The sequence below is a fragment of the Danxiaibacter flavus genome (genome assembly GCF_041060425.1).
Taxonomy (GTDB): domain Bacteria; phylum Bacteroidota; class Bacteroidia; order Chitinophagales; family Chitinophagaceae; genus Danxiaibacter; species Danxiaibacter flavus.
Genome location: NZ_JAULBC010000001.1, coordinates 756,730 through 780,596, shown reverse-complemented (window position 1 = coordinate 780,596; position 23,867 = coordinate 756,730). Strand labels below are relative to the sequence as shown.

Sequence of the window (23,867 nt, the reverse complement as noted above, 5' to 3'; positions counted from 1 at the left end):
AAACCGGGCGCATAGCCTTAAGCCGGTAATGCTGGAACATTACCGGTTTTTTTATGCTCCGGCTGTTGGTTGTTAAGTGTTTTTTACAGCGGATCTTCTCATAATGGCAATGGTTTTAGTGATTAAATAATAGCAATCTTTTTCTCAGGTAGAATTAAGAAACGGCGATATCAGGTATACTGAAAACAATACCCTGGCTGCATTACTGCAAATTTTTTCCCTTTATAAGTATACTGGTTCCTGTTATTTTATAAGACGCCCCCACCGTTTTACAAATAATATCGAGCTTACCATACAGGTCCATCCTCGTGAGATCGCCGGAAAAATGGCAGTTGTTCAAATGGTCGTTTTCAACCTGTATGTCAATTCCGTAAACATCTTCCAATACCTTTATTATATCGGCCAGTCGTTCTGATTTAAATACAAAAGTTTCTTTACTGATGTTGTAGACCGTGGTAACGGTGTCAACATTGTCGTGATGGGCAAGCAGAGGCATAGGTTTGTCAACCAGTGTTGCCTCAAAGCTTTTTGTATCTATTGTGTAGATGACTTTTTGGTTTGGCGTGAGCACCACTCCTTTTTCCTTTTGGGGCGTATTTTGCTTACTTGTTCCTTTATTATTTTTTTCATACACCTCTACCCTGCCTGTACGGACGGCCACTTCAATTTTCTTCTGTACCTTATCAATCTTCACATTGAAGCTTGTCCCCAGCACATGTGTTACAAGGTTGCCGTAATACACAAAGAATGGTCGCGCAGGATTTTTAGAAACCTGGAAAAAGGCTTCACCATCCAGCATTATTTCACGTTTATCAGGAGCAAAATGAGCGGCGTAGGTTACGGAACTTCCGGGTTTCAGGGTCACAACAGAACTATCTTCCAGCGTCAGCAGCATAGTGCCGGCACCGTTATTTGTTTTTGTGATGCTTGCGGTCATACCGGGTGTTTCCGCATCTACTACTGCTGACGGCGCAAGAATTGTTATCCTTGCCAGAAATACCAGAACCACTGCGGCTGCAAGCGTAAAAGAAACGATCTTAAGATATCTTAACGGCCTTGCCTTTGCGGAAACTTTCTTAGCTGCATTAGTTTTATCCGGAGTGATTTTGATGGCACCAGCTTTGATATCACTCATCAGCCGGCCCAATTCCTTCTCCACAGCATCTTCAGACACATGAAAAGAAAGTAAACTGATCAGTTCATCGGCATTAACGATCACATCCAGTTTTTCCGGGTGATTGCTTATCCAGCTTTCCCAAAACGCGATATCCTTCTTATTCAGTTTAAAATAATACCTGAGATAAGATTCGTCTGAAGCAAAGTCTTCCGGTTCGTATAGTAAATAGTCCATAAAGTTGATATCACGATCCAATGCCTGTTCTTTATAAATTGTCACACGTCAAGTACGAGTTACGAAGTACGAAGTACCTGGCTTTAGACAACCTCCTGGTTATCGACAGGCCAGGGAAACAGGATTGAATGGTTATTTACTACAGGAGAAAAAAAGCGGAGAGATTTACTATTGGGAAAACATATTTTTTTTATACTATTTCGTAATCATTTATTAAACAAGGAAAATGCTAAGGCATTAGATTTCCTTATTTGGCTTTTCCCGCCACACTTACAAGCAGTCTTACAAAATAAAAAGTGCCGGTAGTACCCATTTGCACCGGTGCATATTTAAATACACCAAAGTAGCTGTTGCTATACACCTGCCTGTCAGGAAAAATATCGAAAATATTATTGGCTCCGGCGGATAATGTGAAGTGTTTGGAAAAGTCGTAGCTCAGTGCAATATCGGTAACAGTTTTGCCTTTATGTAGCTGCACTTCACCAAATGGAAAACCATTTTTTGTCACCTCACCAAAATACTCATTACGCAGCAGCACGGTAAGATTGCGCACTTTATAATTGATCGTAAAGTTGACCTTCGTTCTCGGATTGATCGTCTCTATCAATGCTCTTTCCGCCGGGCTAAAATATACATCCGGCTGGGAAGCCAGTTTTTCAGGAATGCTGTTTACCTGCACAACCTCATTATTATTATAATTGGCGGCAAGCGTAAAATCGAGCTTGTTATTGTTGTTAATGCGATAGGTGTAGGTAGTAACAAGATCAACCCCCAGTGTTTTTGTGTCAACTGAATTCACAAAGAACCGTGCGGTATTGGCTCCATAAGGAATCAGGTAATCAGCAATAACGGAGTCCACATTGCCGTAGGCATCCTGCCCGAAGTTTCCGGTAAGTGTTATTCTGTCATTCACCTTAATATAATAACCGTCAACAGTGATCCGCAGATTTTTACCGGGCGAAACAGTGAAGCCTGCACTTGCGTTAACTGAAGTCTCTTCTTTCAATTTCGGAATTCCGATAAACGCTGCAACGTCGCTATTTGTTGGAAAGAAACCCGATTGCCCGATTTTGCCATTTACAAGATCTGTACTTACATAACTAAAAAATTGCTGTTGAAGTGACGGTGCGCGGAAACCTGTGCTGATTGCCCCCCGCAAAGCGAACACTTTATTGATGGCATACCGTGCAGCAAGCTTTCCGTTTATAGTACTTCCAAAATCACTGTAATGCTCAAACCGCGCAGATCCTGCCAGGGTGAATGATTTCGTTACATCCAGCTCGGCATCTGCATAAACAGAAATATTGCTCCGGTCGTGTGTTCCGGCGTTGTATGGTGTAAAACCTCCGAATGATTGAGACCCGCCGGACAGACCCAAGGTATCTATAGTTGTTCCGTCAGGCTGGGTGTATAATCCGTAATTTTTCCATGATGCCTCTTCACCCTCACGAATGGTATATTTTTCGTACCGGAACTCCGCCCCCAGGCCAAGGTTCAATCCCTGTGCAACTGTTTCAAAATAGCGGCTCGCATCGAGGTTAACCGTGTTCTGCAAAAAAGCGTGACCACCTGCTTTAAAGGTAGTGGGGCTATTTTCTTTCATTGAAGCATTTACCGTATTGTTTACGATGTAATCAAATCGGTTATTGCCAATATTGTTGCTGAGATCCATGTTCCATTTGCCATATTTCCATTTTAACCCAACTGCGACTGACTCGTCATAAATATGCGACTCAGTATTGGGTTGATACCCATTAGGAAAAATTGAATATACCATGTTCCATTCCTCACTCGGCAATCTGCGGAAACCAAAACCCATCCCATCGCGATAATTGAATCCGCCAAAAGAATAGAATTCTGCCTTATTATTTTTAAAGGGAAGACTCAGGTTATAGAAAACGCCTGAATTCAAAATTTTCGCATCGCCTATCTGGAAGTTAAAATCAGCTCTTTTAAGGTTCCTGGCTTTCAGAACGCTGTCATCATAAGCACGCAACGCAGCAGGATCTGCACTAAAATCGTACGTAAATGCACCACCGTTGGCTGCATCTTCAGGCAATGCAAACTGGTTGAAGATGGTAAGGTTGTGCTCCTGGGTTCTTGTTGTTTTTCCCCTGTATAAAAAATCACCGGTGAGATTGATAAAGCCGCCATTCTTACCCAGTGTGCCACCCCAGTTAAGGTTCACATTACTTGTACCGCCATCTCCGCGTGAAGTAACACCGCCCGTAACGCCGGCCTGAAATGTCCTGGTATTCTTTTTCAGAACAATATTTATAACGCCGGCTATGGCGTCCGAACCATATTGGGCCGAAGCACCATCACGCAGTATTTCAATGTGATCGATTGCTGAAACAGGAATTGCATTCAAATCTGTGCCCACTGAACCATTTCCGAAAGTTCCCTGGTTGTTTAAAAGTGAAGTAGTATGCCTCCTCTTGCCGTTAATAAGCACCAGTGTCTGATCCGGTCCCAGTCCGCGCAAGGACGCAGGATCAATGTGCTCAGTTCCGTCAGATGAAGATTGCCTGGCTGAGTTAAAGGACGGGGCAAGGTAGTTAAGCATTTGATTCAAATCTACCTGTGGTAGTGTTTTAGTTGCAGACTTCAATTCAATTACATCAACCGGCACAGGTGAATTGTCAATTGACCTTTTCAAATTCCTGCTTCCCACAACTGTTACAGCCGAAAGATCATTTACATTTTCAGATAGCCGCACTTCACTATAAGTTTCAGCCTGGAAGGCAAGTGTTGTAAAGCCCAGGTGACTTGCCTGCAGCATTTGGCCTATGGGCACATTGATCTTGAAATTTCCTTCATTGTCGGTTATAACGGATTTATTACCATTTTGCGTCTGCACTATCGCACCAGCCAAAGCCTTTCCTGTATGAGCATCCAATACTTTACCCGCAGCAACATTTTGTGCATAAACAGGTACACAATATATGACGCACATAACAATAAGCAGTTGTAATGATTTCATTTTCCAGGTTTTAAGATTTTGAAAATCGTAGAATCGTTTTATGAAAACGATTCTTCAGCATTAAGTAACAAACAGCTGTTACGTTTAATTATTTTGAAATAGTCACACTCCAGTCCGGACCACTAAAGATTTTATTTACCCGTGAGAAATTTCCCTGGTTTAAAGCAAACGACACATTTAATAAACTATTCAGATAGCACAGCGGCTTACCATTTGGCACGCCTGAGAATGTAGTCTCGTAAGGCAACACACCTTTATATACCAGTTTTTGATTATGGAAGATCTGAACATTCAATTTGTCGCCGTATTTAGGTTCAAGCTTATTAAATGTCTCCTTATCTATATTCGTCCACACGTTTCCGTATTGTATATCAAGAATTGGAATGTTTCCTTTTACCACACCATTCTCAAATACCGGCTGCTGAAAATCGATTGTAACCACCTGCGCTGGCAGCACACCACCAACCTCATCAAACCGAATCGTTCCCGATGCCAGCCTGGCACCTGTGTAAGCATACACATCCCGGCCGTGAAATGTGTATGACGCATTTGAATTTTTCAACCTGTTTTTGACCTCATCAATCTCTCTTACACTGTCAATACCAAGATGCTGCGCGATAAGCGTAAGCGTACCATTATCGGGCGTTACAAAAAAATGTCCCGATTTTGTTTTAAGCACCACCGATTTCCTTTCAGACCCTACACCAGGATCCACAACGGAAACAAATACAGTACCCACAGGCCAATACTGGGCTGTTTGTTGCAGGCGGTAAGCAGCCTCCCAGATATTGAATGCCGGGATTTCATGCGTAAGATCAAATATTTTCAGTTGAGGTGAAACCCCCATTGCCACGCCCTTCATAGCAGAAACGGCTCCATCTTTTAAACCAAAATCACTCTGAAAAACAAGAATACTATTTTGAGAGAAAAGGCATAGCTGAATGCCCGCGCAAAATAGCAGCAATAACAAGGACTTTCTCATAACGCTTTTTATTACAGTATAAATATTTAGTCAGCAAAACTATTACACGTTCTTGTTTATGCTGGCAGTTTATATTTTTTTCCGCACAACAGGCTTGTTTAATTTTATTGGAACCAGCATCAGACAAGAGCTTCACAATAATAATCTAAACGTTCAATCATTGAAAAATGTTGAGAAAATACCTCTTGCAACTACTATTTTTTCTTTCTATTTTGTTATCGATCCTCATGGTTTGTCTTATTTGGCTCCCCAATGGAACGGCCTTATTAACCGGAACAATATTTACTGTATACCTGGCAACATAATCCGTACTGCATAAGACTGGCATTTTGCACAAGCACTAGTAAGGGTATAAAAGTCGAAATTAATATTTAAGAAGCATTGTCCGGTTAATAACTCCGCGGCATACATATCTCCTTTATCTGCTATCGCTTCACACAAAAAATTTAACTTGTATGAAAAAAAAATTCTACATGCTGATGGCTGCTGCAATTACGTCAGGTGTTTTTTGCACACAAAGTTTTGAACAAGCCAACACTGCACTTTCCAATCTTGTAACCACATCAATTAACAAAACACTTACTCCAAATGCCAACAACACGTTAGACCTTGGTACATCCACCAAAGCCTGGAGATATATTTACCTCGGTGGCCGCGTGTACGTAAACACGGCATTAACATTGCACGCAACAGGTACGGGCAACATTTTCACGGGAGCTAATGCAGGCACCACCGCGCTTACAGGAAGCTACAACTCGGGTTTTGGCGCCTACTCCCTGGCTAAAATAACTTCAGGAAGTAACAATGCGGCTTTAGGGCAATCTGCCTTGTATTCAAACACAACCGGATCAAACAACACGGGCACTGGCTTTAAGACACTCTTTTCAAACACGACAGGAGCAAACAACACCGCAGTTGGCTTTTTATCTTTATTTGGCAACACAGTTGGCTCTTCAAATGTTGGGGTTGGATACTATGCGCTTAAAGCAAACACTACGGGACATTCAAATGTTGCTGTTGGCATTATGGCGCTTAGCAAGAACCAGACAGGAAGCAACTCCGTGGCTGTTGGCGACTCCGCATTACTTAACAGTACCAGCGCTTATCAAAACACAGGTATAGGCAGCAAGGCATTGTACAAAAACACAACAGGATATTACAATGTGGCTGTAGGTTACCAGGCATTATATTCTAACACCACAAGCGGTTACAATACAGGCGTAGGATACCAGGCATTATTTGCAACCACCGGCAGCGCATACGACAACACCGGTATAGGCTTCCAGGCATTATACTATACTACAAGCGGCTCACGCAATACTGCCAACGGCGTTTGGGCATTATTAAACAACACGACAGGAAGCAACAATGTAGCTGACGGTGTATATGCGCTACAACAAAACAAAAGCGGGAACGATAATGTAGCGAGCGGATATTATGCTAATTATTACAATTCAGGAGGCTTCAGCAATGTTGCCATTGGTTCACACGCGCTATTCAGCAGCACTGGCGCAACTAACACTGTTGCAGTTGGAGACTCTGCATTGTACTTCAACTCAACTACTGCCGGATTTAACGTAGCAGTGGGTAGCAAAGCTTCATACGCCAACACATCAGGCCTGTACAATACATCAACCGGTTCACGTGCATCTTACAGTAATACTACAGGCTCTTACAACAGCTCTTTCGGAACCTATTCACTCTATACCAACACAGCGGGAACAAGCAACACAGCAGCAGGAACCTATTCGCTTTATTCTAACACAGGTTCTTACAACTCGGGTTTTGGAGCATACGCAGGATATTATGCCAGCAACAACTGTACATTTCTTGGATGGGATACCTATGGGGCAACCTTTACTCCTATAAACAGTACTGCTGTTGGTTATCACGCTCCCACCACTGCGTCTAACCAGGTAAGGCTTGGTGACGCTAATGTAACAAGCATAGGAGGCGCAGTAGGCTTTACTTCTTTCTCCGATGGCCGTTTTAAAAAGAATATAAAGGAAGATGTACCTGGCCTTGAATTTATCAATGCACTTCGCCCCATCACCTACAATCTTGATGCAGCAGGCATTACTTCAACATTACAGTCTTATACAGCAAGACCTAAGACAGATGATGACCCTGCAGTTCAACAAAAGGCAATGGCAGCAGAAAAAGAGGCTGCATCAGAAAAGAGCAAAGTGGTATACACTGGATTTGTAGCCCAGGAAGTTGAAGCGGTAGCAAAGAGGATCCACTATGATTTTAGTGGTGTTGATGCACCAAAAAATGATAAGGATTTTTACGGCCTCCGTTATTCAGATTTTGTTGTGCCTCTTGTTAAAGCGGTACAACAACTCAGCCTACAGAATGATAGTCTGAAAGTAGAAAATGCCAATCTTGAAGCACGTATCGCAAAGATTGAAGCTGCTTTAAAGCTGCCTTCTACCGGCGCTGTATCTCTTACCAACGGGTTACTGGAACAAAACTCTCCTAATCCATTCAGAGGGAACACAACCATCACTTATTCATTACCGCAAACTTTTTCAAAAGCGCAAATGGTACTGACTGACCAAAGCGGTAAAGTACTAAAGACAATGAGCCTGAGTGGCAGCGGCAGAGGCAATATAAATGTTGATGCCAACCTGCTTGCATCAGGTATTTATAACTACTCCCTGTATATTGACAACAAACTTGTAGATACCAAGAAAATGGTGATTCAGAGATAGCATACCAACCGCTCCGGCTTTGCTATATGCTATAATATATTCACACTACTTCGGGATGAAATTCGTCCCGAAGTTTTTTTACGCTGAACATTTCACACTCTTATAAATTCTTGCATCCTGTTATTAAAACATTTAGTTTTAATAACTATTAATCCCGTAAAACAAACTATATCGATGCATTCAGTTAACCGTGTAACCAGGTTGTTTCTTTGTTCCATTATTGCATGCCTGATTTGCTTAACCACATTTGAATCTTTTGCGCAGACTAAATTTAAAGTGATCGCATTTTATACGGCCAGAAATGACCAGGCACATATCAGTTTTGTTCATGAAGCAAATAAATGGTTTCCTGAAATGGCGCGTAAGTATAATTTTTCTTATGACTCTACCAACGACTGGAATAATCTGAATGCAACTTTTCTTGCTAACTACAAAGTGGTTTTATTTCTTGACACACGCCCGGACGATCCAGCGCAACGCGAGGCATTTAAAAAGTATATGGAAAATGGCGGTGCATGGATGGGTTTTCATTTTTCGGGTTTTGCGCTTACGCCCTCTGACTTTCCTCAAAACTGGGATTGGTATCACAATGAGTTTCTCGGGTCCGGATCTTATGTAAGCAACACATGGCGGCCAACGTCAGCTGTACTGCGCGTTGAGCAGCCAGATAATGTCATAACGAAAGGATTACCCGTAACATTCAAGTCCTCTCCCAACGAATGGTACAGATGGTCCAACGATCTAAGAAAAAATCCGGATATCACGATTTTATTGTCAATAGACTCTACAAGCTTCCCATTAGGCACGGGCCCAAAGCAGCATGAAATATGGCACAACGGCTACTATCCTGTTGTATGGACAAATAAAAAGTATAAAATGGTTTACATGAACATGGGCCACAACGATATTGACTATGAACATAAAACAAACAAGGAATTATCTTTCACATTTGCCAACGAAACACAGAACCAGTTAATTATTAACAGCCTGCTGTGGCTTGGAGGTAATTGACAATGTGCGGATGTGCAGATGTGCGAATGTGCAAATTTGCGAATGTGCAGATGTGCAAATGTGAAAATATGCAGACGAGCAAATATGAAAATGTGCAGATGAATGGCATTCGGGCGTAATTTACTTAATCATTGGAATTTGATGTGGCATAAATTACTTACACAAATTTCAACAAGTTTAACTTCGCAACGCATTCGCACATCCGCACATTCTCAAATTTGCACATTCGCCCCCCTCATTTTCAATCATCAACTATCCATTATCAATTGCACTACCCTTGAATTTTGTATTCAACAAAAAAATTCTTTTTATCAATCTTTGGTTTGAAGGGCAGCTCGTTCCATTTGCTTTTTGGTTTGTCTTTTACAGGATTACAACCGTCTGCAAATCCGTCGTCCATAGTAAGCACACGAAAATGTGTCTTTTCTTTCAGACGCTGAAAGAGGTTTTTGGCCGGCATTTTCCAGCCATTCTTCTTGGTAATGTTAGGGTCGCTTTTATCAACCGGTATCATTGCTACCAGTTCTTCATGCTTCATCGTTTCCAATGCTTTCTTTAGTGTGCCATTATGACTGGCATGATGCCCAACTTTATACAAAACAGTGTTGGTCAGCAAATCATTTGTCGTCATATTTTTCACCGGCCATTTAATATCCTGCCACGACAGCCAGTTGCCCACTTGCGCATCGGCAGCAAAAAGCAACACCTTGCCCGATTTCACCAATTCGAATGCCAGCGCAAGACTTCCATTATTGGTAAATGAATCCAGAAACAAAGCCAGCCTGTTTGCCTGGTTAAGCCAGTCCGCATCGATCTTTTGCCAGCTATTCAGATGATTGTTATACACCCTGACAATCTCCTGATCTGCTTTGCTTTCTGTTTTTTTGTAAACTTTATTGAAAGGAAACTGCTCTTCCTGCTTGTCCGCCGATCCCACTTTGGCCCGCAGCGCAGAAAGCAACTTTTCAGCATCTTTATTGGCCAGAGCCAGCGCAGGATCATATGTCTCATCCTTATCAGGATCTTTGTCAAAAAGCAATCGCATATTTCTCGGAGGTCCCAAAACATACACGTTAACACCAATGCCGGGTAACCGTTTTATTTCACCAGGCGTCAGATAATCAACTTTCTCATCACCAAGTATTTTCAGATTGGCAATACCTTCTGCAGGCACGGCTGATCCGGGCGCATCAACACCGTAAAATCCAAGTATATCTTTAACAGGAGAATAGTCGCCCTTTACATTTAAACGCGCTATCTGTGCATGAATGGCCTGTAACTGTCCGAGTAATTTCTTCTGATCATCATTCACCCTCCTTGCAAGAGCACTTTTAGGATCATCCAGCCAGGACAGCCACACTTGCTTAATATTATTTTTAAACAATTCCTTACAATGAACAAAACCGGACACATGATCATTGTGCTGATGTGTACCTACAACAACATCCAGTTTTTTGCCGTTTAATTTACTCTTGATGTTTTTTACGATTGCACTTAAACGCTCCTGCGATTTTGAAGAATTGCGAAACGAACCACAATCGATCAGCACGTTTACTTCATCCGCATCTTCAATAAAAGTGAGCAAAAAACAATCACCCAGCTCGCCTACCTGGTACATTCTTACATTTGCTGTCAGATCTTTTGCCATAATATTATTTTTAATGAAGATGTAGTTTGGCAAAACTGATATTCTTAAAGCCAGACTCCTCTTCATACATCGATTCAGAAAGTGCAACAAACTCTTCTGTTTTGCCCATCTGGTAATCCATTTGTCTTTTAAATCTTTGCTGGCTTGCTACATTTTTATAAATGACATATTCAAGATCATACCCCTTTGATATATTAAGAATGAAAGTACAGCCGCCTCTAAACTTTGAACCTTTCAGATTTCCTTTGTTAATGCGCACAGTCTGACTTAAGGTAACAATCACCTGATCGACGACAACACCCTCCCTGCCAACACGGTAAACGGGCCGCACTTTATGTACCTCAATAGGAGGCATTGCATCTGAAGTAATGGTTTCATCATCATACCTGAATGCAACGCGCCCGTCTGCCAATCCAAATTTTTTCATTAAAGAAGACCAGTCTCCACTATTAATGATGTTCACTTTTTTCTGCACCAACAGATCATGCAGGTCTTTTTGCACTTTTTGAGATGCCATATAAATTTCTTTTCTGTCAACACCATCAGTATAACTCAATTCAACAATTGGTGCAACCCATTCTTTTAGCTGGCGGGCTATATAAGCAACCGCTTTCTTTTCTGCCTGGGTAAGATTATCCTGTTTGGACCAGCATAAACTTTCAACAGATAATGTATTCACACGGTCAGGAAATATACCCCAGCTTCTGAATGCCTCAATCAATGCGATGCGATAGCCACTCTCATCTTTTGGAGCAGTATCAACATCCGCAGTTATCAATGCGCGCAGATAATCGCCATAGGTAATATCAACCGGCGGACAATAATCAAGTGCTCTTATACAAACATGTAAAAGATGCGCGGCTATTTCTGCAGCTTCCCTGGCGAGGCGTTTCACAAGATCCGGGTGAATGGCCCCCGGCTGCAAAATGCCGGAACCGTTAGTGGCGATGCGGAGCAGATCTGCAGTCTTCACATTATACAACCTGATGAATGCATCAAAAATAACAGCCACAAGAACCGATCCCCGCTCATGCGGCTCAAACACTGTATGGTACAAAGAAGGATCAGGCTTATATTTCTGCCATTTTCCTGTTTTTTCATCCACTTTTCCTATGGCTCCGCGCAAAGCCCCTCTTCCATTTTCCAAAGCGGTACCAAACTGCGTGGCCAGCTCTCCCAGAAAACTGTATTCACCCAGATTACCTTTTGTTGAAGCAATAGAATACTCCAGTAAAGAAGGCACCGAAAAACGTTGAAGCAACGCTACAATATCGGCAAAGGCTTCGTGAAAAGCTGGTGCATCAACATTTGTATTTTCAATAAATCTCGGATGGATACTATCAAGAAGTGCATGTGTAAGCTCGTGCGAAATAATGTCTGGCGAAAGACAAGAAAATATTACCCCGCCCGGAAGATTGCTTCCTCTTGCAGTTGCAGCGGCTTCAAAATAGCCGAATAGAACAGCTTTCTTTTCAGGATCGTAATAAGCATTTGCTTCGCGGAATGCATGCGGATACAAACGCAATTTAGGAACGTATTCCTGCTTAACAGCGAGGCGCTCGCGTTGTCCTTCATTCTTTCCGGTTACTACTATGCGCGGCGACCAAATAACACGGCGTCCCAGTGACTTTTCAAAATGTTCCAGCGTTTGCATCGCTATAGTGTAAACAAACTGCTGATGAAAAGCCGGATTACCCTCACTTGGAGGAAGGCCGTTCTGCGCAAGCACTTCAACCGAATTAAGTTCAACAGGATCATAAAAACAATTACTGGCAGGATCATAATCGATCACTTCGAAATATTCGCCTATAGGACCTTTACTTACATCCTCCCATCTTATTTCATAAACCATTTCGTTGATGGACATTGTATCCAGCCTCGTGGAAAAGCCGGGATCTAATGAATATCCCCTCAATAACCTGCTTAGTTTTTTACTGGTTGCCATATTAGTGTATTTAAATAAACACCGGCTGAAAAAAGAACATCAGCCTGGCAAAGCCGCACCTGTATTAAGTACGAAGTACGATTTACGAAGCACCTGAATTCAGGCATATCTCATCGCGATAACAGCTTAAGCAAAACGTATCGGCTTAGCAGCTTTGATTATTATAGATGCTACAATAAAAATGGTCATTATTTTGCACTTATGCAATAGCGATTTTTTCAATTGACAAGTAAAAATTCCTGCCCGACTGAAGCCGTTCAGGCGGGGACAATTGAAAATGTTCGGCGCGGAATAAAATTCACACGACAGTCCGGCACTGGCAATATCTTTCGGAGAGGCACACACTCACTCCATATAACCCGAACGTATAACGTACAACTTACAACGTACAACTTACGACGTCACTTAGCTGGTCTGTCAAACGCAATGCGCAACTCATTTTTGGCATCTTCCAATACCTTTTTATGAGAAGCCGATAAATTATGACCTGCACGATTGATATAAAAATTAAGCATAGACATGGCGGATTGAAAGGGCGTTCCTTTTCTGCGATGACTCTTTTTTGCTGAACGCTTCAACGATGATGCTATTTTCTTAGGATCATCTGATTTAAAAATGGATTTTTCGAGATCAAGCGCGTCACTGGTTTGCATAACCCGTGCAGACCACTTGCGTTTGCTTGTTTTTGCAGTTTTCTTTTTTGCAGTTTTTGTTGCCGGCATAAAATACATTTTATTTTTCAACAGATACAGCAAAGGCAGTATATCGTCAAATCAAAATGCACGCCACTTCCGCAGCTATTTTTCAATGACCAAACACCGCAAGAATCGGGTTCTTCAACGGCAATAACCACAGGTAACTTTGTCTTACAAAATTTTATTATGGTAAGTATAAAAGACAGACTTGACGGCAAAGATTGGATAAGCGCTGGAGAGAACCTTACACATAACGGGTACTCCGTTGTAGAAAATGTATTAACCCCTTCAGAATGCGAACAATCTATTGCCCGGTACAATGAAGAGGATTTATATCGCAAAACAATTGTAATGGAACGCTATCGTTTTGGCAGCGGTGAGTACAAATATTTCAAATATCCATTGCCGCAACTCATTACAGCTATCAGGGAAACTGTTTACGCTTATCTTGCTCCCGTGGCAAACAGGTGGATGAAAGCACTGCAAATTGACAAAGAATATCCATCAACGCATGACGCATTTAAACAGATTTGTTACGACCACGGTCAGGACAAGCCAACCGTCCTTATCCTAAAATACGGGGAGAATGGTTTTAACACACTACATCAGGATCTTTATGGCGAGGTTTGGTTTCCCTTTCAGCTGGTTTTATTACTTAACGAACCCGGAGAAGATTATACGGGCGGCGAATTTGTTTTGACTGAATCTGTGCCGCGGGCGCAATCCAGGGCCAGCGTAATTCAACCCAAAAAAGGAGACATGTTATTGTTTACGACAAACTTCCGGCCTGTAAAGGGTTCAAAGGGTTATTACCGTGCAACCGTGAAACATGGAGTAAGCCCGGTACATAGCGGCAACAGACACACACTGGGCATTATTTTTCACGATGCACTTTCCTAATATTTGCAAAAGAAATCACATTAATAACAATGTAACCCGCGCAAATAATCTTAGCAAGAAACGGGTTTAAAGCCCGCACACATAATGATAACTTTGTTTTACAAACCTGCAGGAAATATTCTTTAACAGATGAAATATTTTAACATGGAAACGCAACAGGAAACAGATTACAAAAGAATAGCTGCATCCATTGATTATTTAAAAAACAATTTTAAAAATCAGCCAAGCCTTGAAGAGGCTGCAGAACATATACATCTAAGCCCTTTTCATTTTCAACGGATGTTTAAGGATTGGGCAGGGGTAAGTCCCAAACAATTCCTCCAATATTTAAGTATTGAGCATGCAAAGCAGATGTTAAAAAATAACGGAGCTACCCTTTTTGATGCAGCTTTTGAAACAGGATTATCCGGAACAGGAAGATTACATGACCTGTTTATCAAAGTGGAAGGCATGACGCCAGGTGAATACAAAAACGGAGGTGAACTGCTGCATATCAATTATAGCTTTGCCGAAAGTCCGTTTGGCAACATCATCGTTGCTTCCACATCAAAAGGAATATGCCACATGGCTTTTGCGGACGAGAAAGCAGATATGGCTTTAGGGGATCTTAAACAAAAATTCCCCAATGCACAGTACACGCAAATAGTGGACAGCATTCAACAAAACGCATTGTTTATTTTTGGCCAGGACTGGAGTAAGCTCGGGCAAATCAAACTACACCTAAAGGGTTCGCCTTTTCAAATTAAAATCTGGGAAACGCTGCTAAAGATTCCGCTTGGCTCACTTACCACATATTCGGGATTGGCTGAGCAGGCAGGGTATGCAGGCGCATCCCGGGCGGTAGGTACAGCAGTTGCCGGCAATCCGGTGGCATTCCTCATACCTTGTCACAGAGTGATCAGATCAACCGGAGAAATTGGACAATACCATTGGGGAAGCACACGCAAGTCTGCAATGATTGGATGGGAAGCTGCGAAAGGTGTAATTCATGCTGAAGCATCTTAGATTCATCCTTTAGTTTAATGTAGGATATTTAAAGCATACATCGTCAATTTTGGGAGATGTCTCCTGACGTCGACATGACGATCCTGGCTCATCAGAAAAAATAGATGCTGCAGCACAAACGCCTGGTCCGTAATGATAAGGAAATCTGCACCCGCATCGTCATGTCGACGACAGGAGAGGTCTCCCGAATCTTGAGCTGATTGTGATATTTTATGAGCATTTGATATTGTTAACAAACGACATTGAATTGCCCACCATGGCATAAATAATAGATTTAAAACAACATTCGATGACCAAACCGAAGAACTTATTGCCTTTTGATGGAGAAGTATATTTATTTCCGGCATTGTTTACTAAGGAGGAAAGCAGCAAATTATATGATCTGCTTGCAGAAAGCATTCAATGGAAACAGGAACCCATTGTTATTTTCGGTAAGCAAATAATGCAACCAAGATTAACTGCATGGTACGGCGACGAGCAAAAACCGTACAGCTATTCAGGCATTACAATGCATCCGCATCCCTGGTCAAAAGAACTTCTTGAAATAAAACACAGAATTGAAAGCGTTGCTAACCATATTTTCACCAGTGCACTACTTAACTTTTATCGCAACGGTTATGATAGCATGGGCTGGCACAAAGACAATGAAAAGGAATTGGGCATTAACCCGGTAATTGGGTCAGTAAGCTTTGGCTCCGACAGAACATTTTGCTTCAAACACGCAAAAGAAAAAACGCCTACTCAAAAAGCAACACTCAATAGTGGCAGCTTCTTGTTAATGAAGGGCGCAACGCAACACCATTGGCTACACAGCATCCCTAAAGAACCCAAAATAACTGAAGGCAGAATTAACCTCACATTCCGGACTATTATATGATCAGGCAAATTGACGCAGGCGTTGATGAAGCCAGCCAGAAAAAGCAGCTTCGCAAACTCATCAGGCAGGGGACAATTCAATACGCAGGTTATATACCCGGAAAAATCTACGGAAGACTATCCTGTTCATCCGGCAAAAGAATGAAAGCTAAGAACAGGATATTTTTCTCCAATGAAGAGGAAGCCATTTTGGCTGGTTACCGGCCATGCGGACATTGCCTGAAAGAGCGATATAAAATGTGGAAATTAACCCATTCAAAATAGAAGAAATAACGCCCACCATATTTATGCATTTTAGTCCGGCTCTAAGCAAAGAAAAACTAACACCCACATAAAAACCAATATCATCCTGTAATTTCGCTCTCAAACAATTTCCACATGAGTCTTGAGTTATCAGGCATACATCATATAGCGATTATCTGTTCGGATTACGAACGATCAAAAAAATTTTATACAGAAGTACTGAACATGACTATTGTGCGGGAAGTTTATCGCACAGAAAGGCAGTCCTACAAACTTGACCTGGCACTGGGATCCAATTACGTGATTGAATTATTTTCTTTTCCCGCGCCGCCACCAAGACCATCCAGGCCGGAAGCCTGCGGCTTAAGGCATCTCGCTTTCCAGGTGAACAACATAGATATTGCAGTTAAAGAACTAGCTTCAAAAAATGTTATCTCCGAACCTATAAGAATAGACCCATACACCCGAAAACGCTTTACATTTTTCACCGATCCGGATGGGCTACCGTTGGAGCTTTATGAAATTTAACATGCTGATTTTTGATCGCTGATTTTTTGATCGCTGATGTCTGATTTCTTTATGTGCAACACCGAAATCACATTTGGCACTTCTTATTTTCAACAATTGACAAAACATTATCGTGTCCGAAATCAGAGATCGGAAAATCAGACATCAGACATAAGTAATCATCGCGTCCAGATCAGACATCAAAAAATCACACTTAGCACTTCTTATTTTCAACAATTGACGAAATATTATCGTGTCCGAAATCAGAGATCGGAAAATCAGACATCAGACATCAGACATCAGACATTTCTTTAAAGCTTTTGTTTCTCGAATATTTCCTTCACACGATTGATTTCATTCTCGTACATCGTTTTCTTTCTTGTGCCGAAATACAATGTATTTTCAATGATATTGTTGCCTTCCCACGCAAGCTTCAAACTACCTGATGCAATTTCTCCGCGGCATAAAAAATCCGGCACTACCGAGAAGCCTTCTTCGCCACTTAAGCAACGCACGATGGAGCTAATATTTGGCACAATGTAATTAGGCTTAAAATCAATATTTGTCTTGAAGTTCATTTGCCAGAATTTTTTCAAATGCTCCATATCAGCTGCAGTGCTGTACCAGATCTGTTGCTTAAGCCATTGAATGGCTTCTTTAATTTTATCTTTCTTAAGTAGTGAGGTTAACTGCTTTACATCTGTTTTAGCCCCGCAAACCAATACAATCCGCTCTTTGGAAAAAGCTTTGTATTCAAGATTTTTCTGTTCACCCTTTTGAGGAGTGATGATCAGATCCAGCAGCCCCTTATCAAGATCCTGCAGCATTTGCGGATACTCGCCAAACTTGATGATTACATTAAAAGGTAGTGAAGAAATATGCTTTTCCAGTGTGAACTGAAACGTTTCAAAACACATTCCAATACTGATGGTTGCCCTGTCCTCTTTCGTACTCTTATGAAACAATTGTTCTGCAGTACCCAGTTTATTAATCGGCTCAAGTATAAAATTGTACAATACTTTTCCCCGCTCTGTTGGTACCATCTTTTTTGCCGAACGGTCAAATAATTTATATCCTGTATATGCTTCCAGTGAGTTCAGATGAAGACTCACTCCCGGCTGGGAGATATACAGGGCCTGCGCAGCGCCTGTAAGTGTACCGGTTTCATAAATCGCTTTAAATGTTCGTAGCCATTCCAGATTGAGCATTTTTATCTATCATTTTTATGATACAAATGTAAAACTTAAGTTATTATGATAATAATATGTTTTGAGTGAATTTTGCCCTGACAAAAAAAATAAATGATGGAATACAGAAGACTAGGAAACACTGAACTGCAATTATCAGCAATAACATACGGAGCCTTTGCTATTGGCGGAAACATGTGGGGCGGAAACGAAAAGAAAGACTCCATTGCATCTATACACGCCTCTCTTGATAATGGTGTCACAACAATTGATACAGCACCATTTTATGGTTTTGGACTAAGCGAAGAGATGATTGGAGAAGCTTTGAAAGGAAAAGACAGAACTAAAGTACAGTTACTAACGAAATTCGGCCTTGTCTGGGACGGCAGCAATAGCGGAAATGGTGAATACTTTTTTGATGCTCAAGACAATGGCCGCAATATTCCTGTCTACAAGTACGGGGCAAAAGCCAATATTGTTAAGGAACTGGAAGAAAGTCTTCGTCGCCTGAAAACTGATTATGTTGATTTGCTTCAATTACACTGGCCGGATAATACAACGCCGGTTGATGAAACAATGGATACGCTGAACCGGCTGATTCAACAGGGCAAGATAAAAGCTGCAGGCGTATCTAATTATAATCTTCAGCAACTGCACGAAGCAGAAAATACAATCGGTCTTGCATCTAACCAGGTTTCATACAGCATGTTAAACCGTGCCATAGAAAAAGATGTTTTGCCCTACTCTATTGAAAGAAATATCAGCATCATTGCATACAGCCCAATGGAAAGAGGATTACTCACCGGCAAATATTTTAAGGACAGCAAATTAAAGAACGATGACCACCGCAATGGCTACTTCGAACAATTTCAGTTGGATAAAGTAGCGGATTTCCTGGCAAAGATCACACCGATAGCCAAAGGCACAAATGCTACGCTTGCGCAACTGGTGCTTAGATGGACCACCTTACAAAAAGGCATTACCGTTGTTTTGGCAGGTGCGAGAAATGCGGAACAAGCCGTCAGCAATGCACAATCAATGGACATTGATATTACTCCGGAAGAAATGGCCTTTATCAACAAAGAACTTTCCCTCATTAACTAACGCATTTTTTATTCAACAATTAAACTGAATTTGACATGCTTTTCACAACATACCAGCTTGGTGATCATCTGCTAAAAAACAGGATCATCATGCCCCCCATGACGCGTTCCCGTGCTGCAAACGGAGATGTAGCTACAGATCTGATGGCTGAATACTACAGCCAACGCGCAACTGCGGGGCTTATTATTTCCGAAGGAACACAAATCAGCCGGCAGGGCCAGGGTTATGCGTGGACGCCCGGCATCTATACAAAAGAACAGATCGATGGCTGGAAAAAAGTAACCGACGCTGTGCACAAACAAGGCGGAATAATATTCGCGCAACTCTGGCACGTAGGCCGGGTTTCTCATACATCGCTCCAGGAAAATCAACAGTCTCCTGTTGCGCCTTCCGCAATTCTTGCGGACGGTGTAAAAGTATTTGTTGATCCGGAAGGAAAAGGTCCTTCGGCTGGTGCAGGAGAAATGCTGCAGCATTCCATGCCCAGGGAATTAACAAAAGATGAAATAAAAGCCATCGTGAATGACTATGCACAAGCAGCCAAAAATGCAATAGCGGCAGGATTTGACGGCGTTGAACTACATGGCGCAAATGGATATCTTTTAGAACAATTCACCGATTCGCAAACAAACAAGCGAACTGATGAATATGGCGGATCACTTGAAAACCGCTTGAGATTTTTAAAAGAAGTTGCCACCGCCGTAGTAAACGCTGTGGGCAAAGAAAAAGTTGGTATAAGACAGGCGCCTTTAACTACATTGATGGGTGCGATTGATGATAATCCTGAAGAAACATACCTGGCTGCTGCAAAAATGCTGAATGAGATTGGAGTTGCTTACATCCATATTGCAGAAGCAGACTGGGAAAATGCACCTATAATGCCGGCCGAATTTAAAGAAGCCTATCGCAAGGCATTCTCGGGAACGCTAATCTATGCCGGCAAATACACTAAACAAAGAGCCGAAGAGGCGATTGCGAATGGTTGGGCGGATCTAATCGCATTTGGCAGACCGTTTATTGCCAACCCCGATCTGCCTTATCGTTTGCTGAACAATCTACCATTAAACTCACCTGACGGAAAGAAGTTTTTTGGTGGCAGTGACATTGGTTATACAGATTATCCATTTTATAAAAATTAATCGTATGAGTTTATTTAAACCTTTTAACGATAAAGGCTTACAATTAAAAAACAGGATTGTAATGGCACCAATGACCAGGGCACGTAACCCAAATGGCATACCCAATAAGTTGAATGCCTTATACTACAAACAACGCGCTGGTGCTGGCCTGATCATTACTGAAGGCACAGCTATATCACCAACTTCAATGGGCGTGTTGCATATCCCGGGATTGTATACAGATGAACAGGTGGAAGGCTGGAAACTTGTAACACAGGCCGTTCATGAAGAAGGTAGCAAAATATTCACCCAGCTGTGGCATGTTGGCCGTGTATCGCATGTTACTAACCAGCCCGGCGGCATTGCACCGGTGAGCAGCTCAGATATCCAGGCTATAAAATCTTTTGCGTGGGGTTACGATGAAAATGGTAAAGAAAATTTTGTCCCCTGCACAAAACCACGTCCGTTAGCAACCTCTGAGGTCAAGGATATTGTACATGATTTTGCGAAAGCAGCAGCCAACGCAGTTAAAGCCGGCTTTGACGGTATTGAGATACATGGAGCCAACGGTTATTTAATTGAGCAATTTCTAAATCCTTTTGTAAACAACAGAATGGATGAATACGGAGGCGATATCGTTAACCGCAGCCGTTTTCTCCTTGAAGTTATTGATGCCTGCGTTGATGCAATTGGCGCTGAAAAAGTCGCTATACGTTTAACGCCTTACGGGGGCCTGCACGAACTTCCGCATTATGATGAGATTGAAGCAACATACAAGTATTTGGCGGAAGAGTTAAGTGAAAGACAGATTGCGTACGTTCATATCATGGATCAAAAATCCCGCGGAAGTTTTGCACTACCTGAAGGATTTATGTCACGCTTCAAATCATGGTACAAGGGAATCGTCATATTGGCAGGCGGAATGGATAAGAAGAAATCAGACGAATACCTGTCTGCCGGAATCATTGATCTTGCCGGATTTGGCGAGCCTTTTATTGCCAATCCGGACCTTGCGGACCGGCTAAGGAACGATTGGCCTTTAACTCCACCAGAACGGCATCTGCACTATGGCGGAGCTGAACATGGTTATACCGATTATCCACTTCACCAATCATCAGCAGCGTGATCGACAGATAAAGACCCGTCAGCAACTTCAATAAAGGCGGTATTCATTATACCCGCCTTTATTGTTTTCATCATCTTTAAGGAACTCATTCTTAGTTATTCATCGCTTTCAATGCTTCTGCCGGAGAGGAAAGAAACAACCTGTAAAGATCAGCAGTTCCTCCTACATGTATCTCATAAACATCACTGTTTAATGCATCGAAAAGCTCATCGGCAACCTGTGACGCAGGTATCCCCTTCTCACCACCAATTGACTGTGAAAAATCTGTATTAACAAGCGGCGGCATCAGTTCAAATACTTTGATATGCCCTGTTTGCGCAAGCGTTATACGTAATGATTGCGTATAAGAATGTAATGCCGCTTTGCTCGCAGCATACGTAGAAATAAAATGATTGGGCGAAAACGCTACAATAGACGTAACATTTACAATTGCCGCATTAGCATTTGAATGTAATACAGGCAATAACTTTTCAGTAATGCGAACAATAGCCAGGTAATTAGTCAACATCTCAGCACTTGCCTTTTCGTAAGCCCCTGCTTCTGCAGAAAGTTTATAGGCTGCGGCAAAGCCGGCGTTGTTCACAATTACGTTCAGCCCAGGGTATTCTTTTGAGATCTGCTTAACGAGCCCGTCAACGTCCGCGTCTTTTGTAATATCACTGACAATTGCAACGGTATTTTTCAATGATGCTGCTGCCTGCTCCAGCTTCTGGCGATTTCTGCCCGTAATAATTACTTTATTACCATTTTCTGAAAATTGTTTTGCAATTGCAAATCCAATACCTGCGCTTCCGCCTGTTACAAGTACTGTGTTTCCTGAAGTTTTCATTTTTTGTTTATTTAATGTGATTACTCTTATAATATACCGATTGGTATATTTTAAAGCAAAAAAATTTAAGTGAGATCGTTGATCATTTTTTCAACAGACTCCATGATCATTTTCCTGAAATTGAGCTTGTTTGTAAGCTTTGATATCATTATTCCACCCTCTATCAATGCAATTAAAGCTATAGCAGACTGCTCAGGAACAACATCAGTCCTGAACTCCTTTGCCTCAATACCTTTTTTTATAATTGCAGAAAGACTATTCTTCCATGATACAATTGCATCACTGGCTTTTTCTTTTAATTGAGGATGCGTATCATCAGATTCGATGGCTGTATTAAGGATTGGACAACCACCTTCCGGAAATGGAGATTTAAAAAAATTCTCATAGAAAGTAACATACACCAGCAATTTGTCTTTGTAGGTTTTTCTTTTGCTGATCTCCTGTTTTACGTAAGAGTTGATCTTTTCCAGGTTACATTCAAATGCCGCCAATGCAACGGCATCCTTATTCTCAAAATTACCGTAAATGCTACCCTTTGTAAGACCTGTGGCATCTGTAATATCAGACATAGACGTGCCCGAATAACCTTTCACATTAAAAATGGGAGCAGTTTTTTCGATAATGTACTGTCTGGTTTTTTCCGCCTTTGTCATAACAGGAAAGAATTATCACACAAAATTATACCGATTGGTATTATTTTACAAAATTTATTTTATCTCTTTAACAAAGAAAAAAATCAATCTTCTGTAACCAAATGATTTCTACGGAATTCTGTGGGGCTAAGGCCGTTGTATTTTTTGAAGATCCGGTTGAGATGGCTCAGATCAGTAAAACCAAATTCATCGCTAATCTCTTTAAGGCGCATATTGGTATACTTCAGCCGCGTTTCTATCAATTTCATTTTGTACAAGGCTATATATTGCTGCATGTTTTCACCAGTATTCTTTTTAAAATATTCACCTATATAATTCTGGGAAACATGAAAATGCGCAGCAACAATATCAGCTCTTAGCTTGTCCGGCAAAAAAATATTTCTGTGTACATAATTTATCAACGCCAGGGCCTCGTTTGTTGGGTCTGCAGCAATGGCCGGTTCTTTTACAGAAATATTACGGGCGGCGATGGTTATGATCGTATTGATAAACTGGCTGATCACTTCTCCCCTGTTTGGAAAGCGACTTTCATTTTCAAGAATAATAGCTTCTGCAAGTGCCCTCACCAACGGCTTATCGGAAACATTTGAGAGAATGCAGCCAGGTAAATGATTGTGATTATGAAAAATATACTCCACTTTCTGCACCCACTCTCTGCTCTGCGTTTTAAGGTAATTATTATTAAACCTGATGAACAAAAACGTGGTTGGCTTACTTACTTCGAAGCCATGACGGTCACTGGGAAAGATCAGAAATAATTTATCAGGACTGTAAGGTAACCGGTGATCATTGACGATCTGAACACCTTCACCTTCTAATACAAAGATCATTTCAAAGAAAGTATTCTTATGGATTTTCGCAGCGTATTCATTTATTTCGAGAACATCCAGTTCAAAAGGCTGATAAATATTTCTAATCTCCATTCCTGCAAAAATACAAATCAATCCTTCCTAAATACAAGCGAAAGCAGTTAGTGGTCCCGAATTTTAC

20 protein-coding genes are annotated in these 23,867 nt (G+C 41.6%); 10 read left to right on the top strand and 10 right to left on the bottom strand.

Features of this window, described 5'->3' with window-relative positions; translation table 11 throughout:
* Positions 1 to 202: 202 nt before the first annotated feature.
* The 3 genes from QTN47_RS03080 to QTN47_RS03070 form a co-directional block, all read right to left on the bottom strand.
* Positions 203 to 1,396 (bottom strand): FecR family protein, encoded by a 1,194-nt coding sequence (locus QTN47_RS03080; RefSeq protein WP_369327848.1) that lies wholly within the window; start codon positions 1,394 to 1,396, stop codon positions 203 to 205.
* Positions 1,397 to 1,598: 202 nt separating this feature from the next.
* Positions 1,599 to 4,334, bottom strand: a complete 2,736-nt coding sequence (locus tag QTN47_RS03075) for a TonB-dependent receptor (protein ID WP_369327847.1) — start codon at positions 4,332 to 4,334, stop codon at positions 1,599 to 1,601.
* Positions 4,335 to 4,422: 88 nt separating this feature from the next.
* Positions 4,423 to 5,316 carry an SAM hydrolase/SAM-dependent halogenase family protein gene (locus QTN47_RS03070; RefSeq protein WP_369327846.1) on the bottom strand — a complete coding sequence of 298 codons (894 nt, stop codon included), beginning with the start codon at positions 5,314 to 5,316 and terminating at the stop codon, positions 4,423 to 4,425.
* Positions 5,317 to 5,771: 455 nt separating this feature from the next.
* On the opposite strand from QTN47_RS03070, the gene QTN47_RS03065 reads away from it, so the two are divergent.
* Entirely contained in the window at positions 5,772 to 8,030 is a 2,259-nt protein-coding gene (locus QTN47_RS03065; protein WP_369327845.1) for a tail fiber domain-containing protein, read from the top strand.
* Positions 8,031 to 8,204: 174 nt separating this feature from the next.
* Complete coding sequence (locus QTN47_RS03060) at positions 8,205 to 9,041, top strand: ThuA domain-containing protein (RefSeq protein WP_369327844.1); 837 nt, start codon at positions 8,205 to 8,207, stop codon at positions 9,039 to 9,041.
* Positions 9,042 to 9,312: 271 nt separating this feature from the next.
* On the opposite strand, the gene QTN47_RS03055 is transcribed toward QTN47_RS03060, so the two are convergent.
* The 3 genes from QTN47_RS03055 to QTN47_RS03045 all read right to left on the bottom strand — a co-directional run bounded on the left by QTN47_RS03055 (position 9,313) and on the right by QTN47_RS03045 (position 13,356).
* Positions 9,313 to 10,689, bottom strand: coding sequence for an MBL fold metallo-hydrolase (locus QTN47_RS03055; RefSeq protein WP_369327843.1), 1,377 nt, complete (start codon positions 10,687 to 10,689; stop codon positions 9,313 to 9,315).
* Positions 10,690 to 10,699: 10 nt separating this feature from the next.
* The gene (locus tag QTN47_RS03050; protein WP_369327842.1) at positions 10,700 to 12,634 is read right to left on the bottom strand and encodes a gluzincin family metallopeptidase; all 1,935 of its coding nucleotides are present in this window, start codon (positions 12,632 to 12,634) and stop codon (positions 10,700 to 10,702) included.
* A 401-nt stretch (positions 12,635 to 13,035) separates the two neighbouring features.
* Positions 13,036 to 13,356 (bottom strand): DUF3175 domain-containing protein, encoded by a 321-nt coding sequence (locus QTN47_RS03045; protein ID WP_369327841.1) that lies wholly within the window; start codon positions 13,354 to 13,356, stop codon positions 13,036 to 13,038.
* Positions 13,357 to 13,515: 159 nt separating this feature from the next.
* On the opposite strand from QTN47_RS03045, the gene QTN47_RS03040 reads away from it, so the two are divergent.
* The 5 genes from QTN47_RS03040 (at position 13,516) to gloA2 (ending at position 16,881) form a co-directional block, all read left to right on the top strand.
* Positions 13,516 to 14,229, top strand: coding sequence for a 2OG-Fe(II) oxygenase (locus tag QTN47_RS03040; protein WP_369327840.1), 714 nt, complete (start codon positions 13,516 to 13,518; stop codon positions 14,227 to 14,229).
* Between the two features lie 144 nt (positions 14,230 to 14,373).
* Positions 14,374 to 15,234: a methylated-DNA--[protein]-cysteine S-methyltransferase gene (locus tag QTN47_RS03035; protein ID WP_369327839.1), complete on the top strand. Its 861-nt coding sequence runs from the start codon at positions 14,374 to 14,376 to the stop codon at positions 15,232 to 15,234.
* 289 nt (positions 15,235 to 15,523) lie between these two features.
* Positions 15,524 to 16,111 (top strand): alpha-ketoglutarate-dependent dioxygenase AlkB family protein, encoded by a 588-nt coding sequence (locus tag QTN47_RS03030; protein ID WP_369327838.1) that lies wholly within the window; start codon positions 15,524 to 15,526, stop codon positions 16,109 to 16,111.
* The gene (locus tag QTN47_RS03025) at positions 16,108 to 16,374 is read left to right on the top strand and encodes an Ada metal-binding domain-containing protein (protein WP_369327837.1); all 267 of its coding nucleotides are present in this window, start codon (positions 16,108 to 16,110) and stop codon (positions 16,372 to 16,374) included. The genes QTN47_RS03030 and QTN47_RS03025 overlap by 4 nt, the downstream gene beginning before the upstream one ends.
* A gap of 114 nt (positions 16,375 to 16,488) precedes the next feature.
* On the top strand, positions 16,489 to 16,881 hold the full coding sequence (gene gloA2 / locus QTN47_RS03020; RefSeq protein ID WP_369327836.1) for an SMU1112c/YaeR family gloxylase I-like metalloprotein: 393 nt from the start codon (positions 16,489 to 16,491) through the stop codon (positions 16,879 to 16,881).
* Positions 16,882 to 17,171: 290 nt separating this feature from the next.
* Here the strand turns inward: gloA2 and QTN47_RS03015 are convergent, their stop codons facing one another.
* Positions 17,172 to 18,068, bottom strand: coding sequence for a LysR family transcriptional regulator (locus QTN47_RS03015; RefSeq protein WP_369327835.1), 897 nt, complete (start codon positions 18,066 to 18,068; stop codon positions 17,172 to 17,174).
* Between the two features lie 96 nt (positions 18,069 to 18,164).
* On the opposite strand from QTN47_RS03015, the gene QTN47_RS03010 reads away from it, so the two are divergent.
* Genes QTN47_RS03010 through QTN47_RS03000 form a run of 3 tightly spaced genes read left to right on the top strand, consistent with a single transcriptional unit; the run spans position 18,165 to position 21,395 of the window.
* A complete protein-coding gene (locus QTN47_RS03010; protein ID WP_369327834.1) occupies positions 18,165 to 19,151 on the top strand; it encodes an aldo/keto reductase in 987 nt (328 codons plus the stop codon).
* Between the two features lie 35 nt (positions 19,152 to 19,186).
* Complete coding sequence (locus QTN47_RS03005) at positions 19,187 to 20,290, top strand: alkene reductase (protein ID WP_369327833.1); 1,104 nt, start codon at positions 19,187 to 19,189, stop codon at positions 20,288 to 20,290.
* Positions 20,291 to 20,294: 4 nt separating this feature from the next.
* On the top strand, positions 20,295 to 21,395 hold the full coding sequence (locus QTN47_RS03000; protein WP_369327832.1) for an alkene reductase: 1,101 nt from the start codon (positions 20,295 to 20,297) through the stop codon (positions 21,393 to 21,395).
* A gap of 91 nt (positions 21,396 to 21,486) precedes the next feature.
* On the opposite strand, the gene QTN47_RS02995 is transcribed toward QTN47_RS03000, so the two are convergent.
* The 3 genes from QTN47_RS02995 to QTN47_RS02985 all read right to left on the bottom strand — a co-directional run bounded on the left by QTN47_RS02995 (position 21,487) and on the right by QTN47_RS02985 (position 23,800).
* Entirely contained in the window at positions 21,487 to 22,224 is a 738-nt protein-coding gene (locus QTN47_RS02995; RefSeq protein WP_369327831.1) for an SDR family oxidoreductase, read from the bottom strand.
* Between the two features lie 65 nt (positions 22,225 to 22,289).
* Positions 22,290 to 22,877: a TetR/AcrR family transcriptional regulator gene (locus QTN47_RS02990; RefSeq protein ID WP_369327830.1), complete on the bottom strand. Its 588-nt coding sequence runs from the start codon at positions 22,875 to 22,877 to the stop codon at positions 22,290 to 22,292.
* 83 nt (positions 22,878 to 22,960) lie between these two features.
* The gene (locus QTN47_RS02985; RefSeq protein ID WP_369327829.1) at positions 22,961 to 23,800 is read right to left on the bottom strand and encodes an AraC family transcriptional regulator; all 840 of its coding nucleotides are present in this window, start codon (positions 23,798 to 23,800) and stop codon (positions 22,961 to 22,963) included.
* Positions 23,801 to 23,867 lie beyond the last annotated feature (67 nt).

What these genes read in the sequence shown, in the direction of transcription:
- QTN47_RS02985 (WP_369327829.1), bottom strand. Translation starts at nt 23,800, where the DNA reads ATGGAGATTAGAAATATTTATCAGCCTTTTGAACTGGATGTTCTCGAA.
- QTN47_RS03010 (WP_369327834.1), top strand. Translation starts at nt 18,165, where the DNA reads ATGGAATACAGAAGACTAGGAAACACTGAACTGCAATTATCAGCAATA.
- QTN47_RS03030 (WP_369327838.1), top strand. Translation starts at nt 15,524, where the DNA reads ATGACCAAACCGAAGAACTTATTGCCTTTTGATGGAGAAGTATATTTA.
- gloA2 (WP_369327836.1), top strand. Translation starts at nt 16,489, where the DNA reads ATGAGTCTTGAGTTATCAGGCATACATCATATAGCGATTATCTGTTCG.
- QTN47_RS03075 (WP_369327847.1), bottom strand. Translation starts at nt 4,334, where the DNA reads ATGAAATCATTACAACTGCTTATTGTTATGTGCGTCATATATTGTGTA.
- QTN47_RS03065 (WP_369327845.1), top strand. Translation starts at nt 5,772, where the DNA reads ATGAAAAAAAAATTCTACATGCTGATGGCTGCTGCAATTACGTCAGGT.
- QTN47_RS03040 (WP_369327840.1), top strand. Translation starts at nt 13,516, where the DNA reads ATGGTAAGTATAAAAGACAGACTTGACGGCAAAGATTGGATAAGCGCT.
- QTN47_RS03000 (WP_369327832.1), top strand. Translation starts at nt 20,295, where the DNA reads ATGAGTTTATTTAAACCTTTTAACGATAAAGGCTTACAATTAAAAAAC.
- QTN47_RS03055 (WP_369327843.1), bottom strand. Translation starts at nt 10,689, where the DNA reads ATGGCAAAAGATCTGACAGCAAATGTAAGAATGTACCAGGTAGGCGAG.
- QTN47_RS03005 (WP_369327833.1), top strand. Translation starts at nt 19,187, where the DNA reads ATGCTTTTCACAACATACCAGCTTGGTGATCATCTGCTAAAAAACAGG.
- QTN47_RS03045 (WP_369327841.1), bottom strand. Translation starts at nt 13,356, where the DNA reads ATGCCGGCAACAAAAACTGCAAAAAAGAAAACTGCAAAAACAAGCAAA.
- QTN47_RS03015 (WP_369327835.1), bottom strand. Translation starts at nt 18,068, where the DNA reads ATGCTCAATCTGGAATGGCTACGAACATTTAAAGCGATTTATGAAACC.
- QTN47_RS03070 (WP_369327846.1), bottom strand. Translation starts at nt 5,316, where the DNA reads ATGAGAAAGTCCTTGTTATTGCTGCTATTTTGCGCGGGCATTCAGCTA.
- QTN47_RS03050 (WP_369327842.1), bottom strand. Translation starts at nt 12,634, where the DNA reads ATGGCAACCAGTAAAAAACTAAGCAGGTTATTGAGGGGATATTCATTA.
- QTN47_RS02995 (WP_369327831.1), bottom strand. Translation starts at nt 22,224, where the DNA reads ATGAAAACTTCAGGAAACACAGTACTTGTAACAGGCGGAAGCGCAGGT.
- QTN47_RS03060 (WP_369327844.1), top strand. Translation starts at nt 8,205, where the DNA reads ATGCATTCAGTTAACCGTGTAACCAGGTTGTTTCTTTGTTCCATTATT.
- QTN47_RS03035 (WP_369327839.1), top strand. Translation starts at nt 14,374, where the DNA reads ATGGAAACGCAACAGGAAACAGATTACAAAAGAATAGCTGCATCCATT.
- QTN47_RS02990 (WP_369327830.1), bottom strand. Translation starts at nt 22,877, where the DNA reads ATGACAAAGGCGGAAAAAACCAGACAGTACATTATCGAAAAAACTGCT.
- QTN47_RS03025 (WP_369327837.1), top strand. Translation starts at nt 16,108, where the DNA reads ATGATCAGGCAAATTGACGCAGGCGTTGATGAAGCCAGCCAGAAAAAG.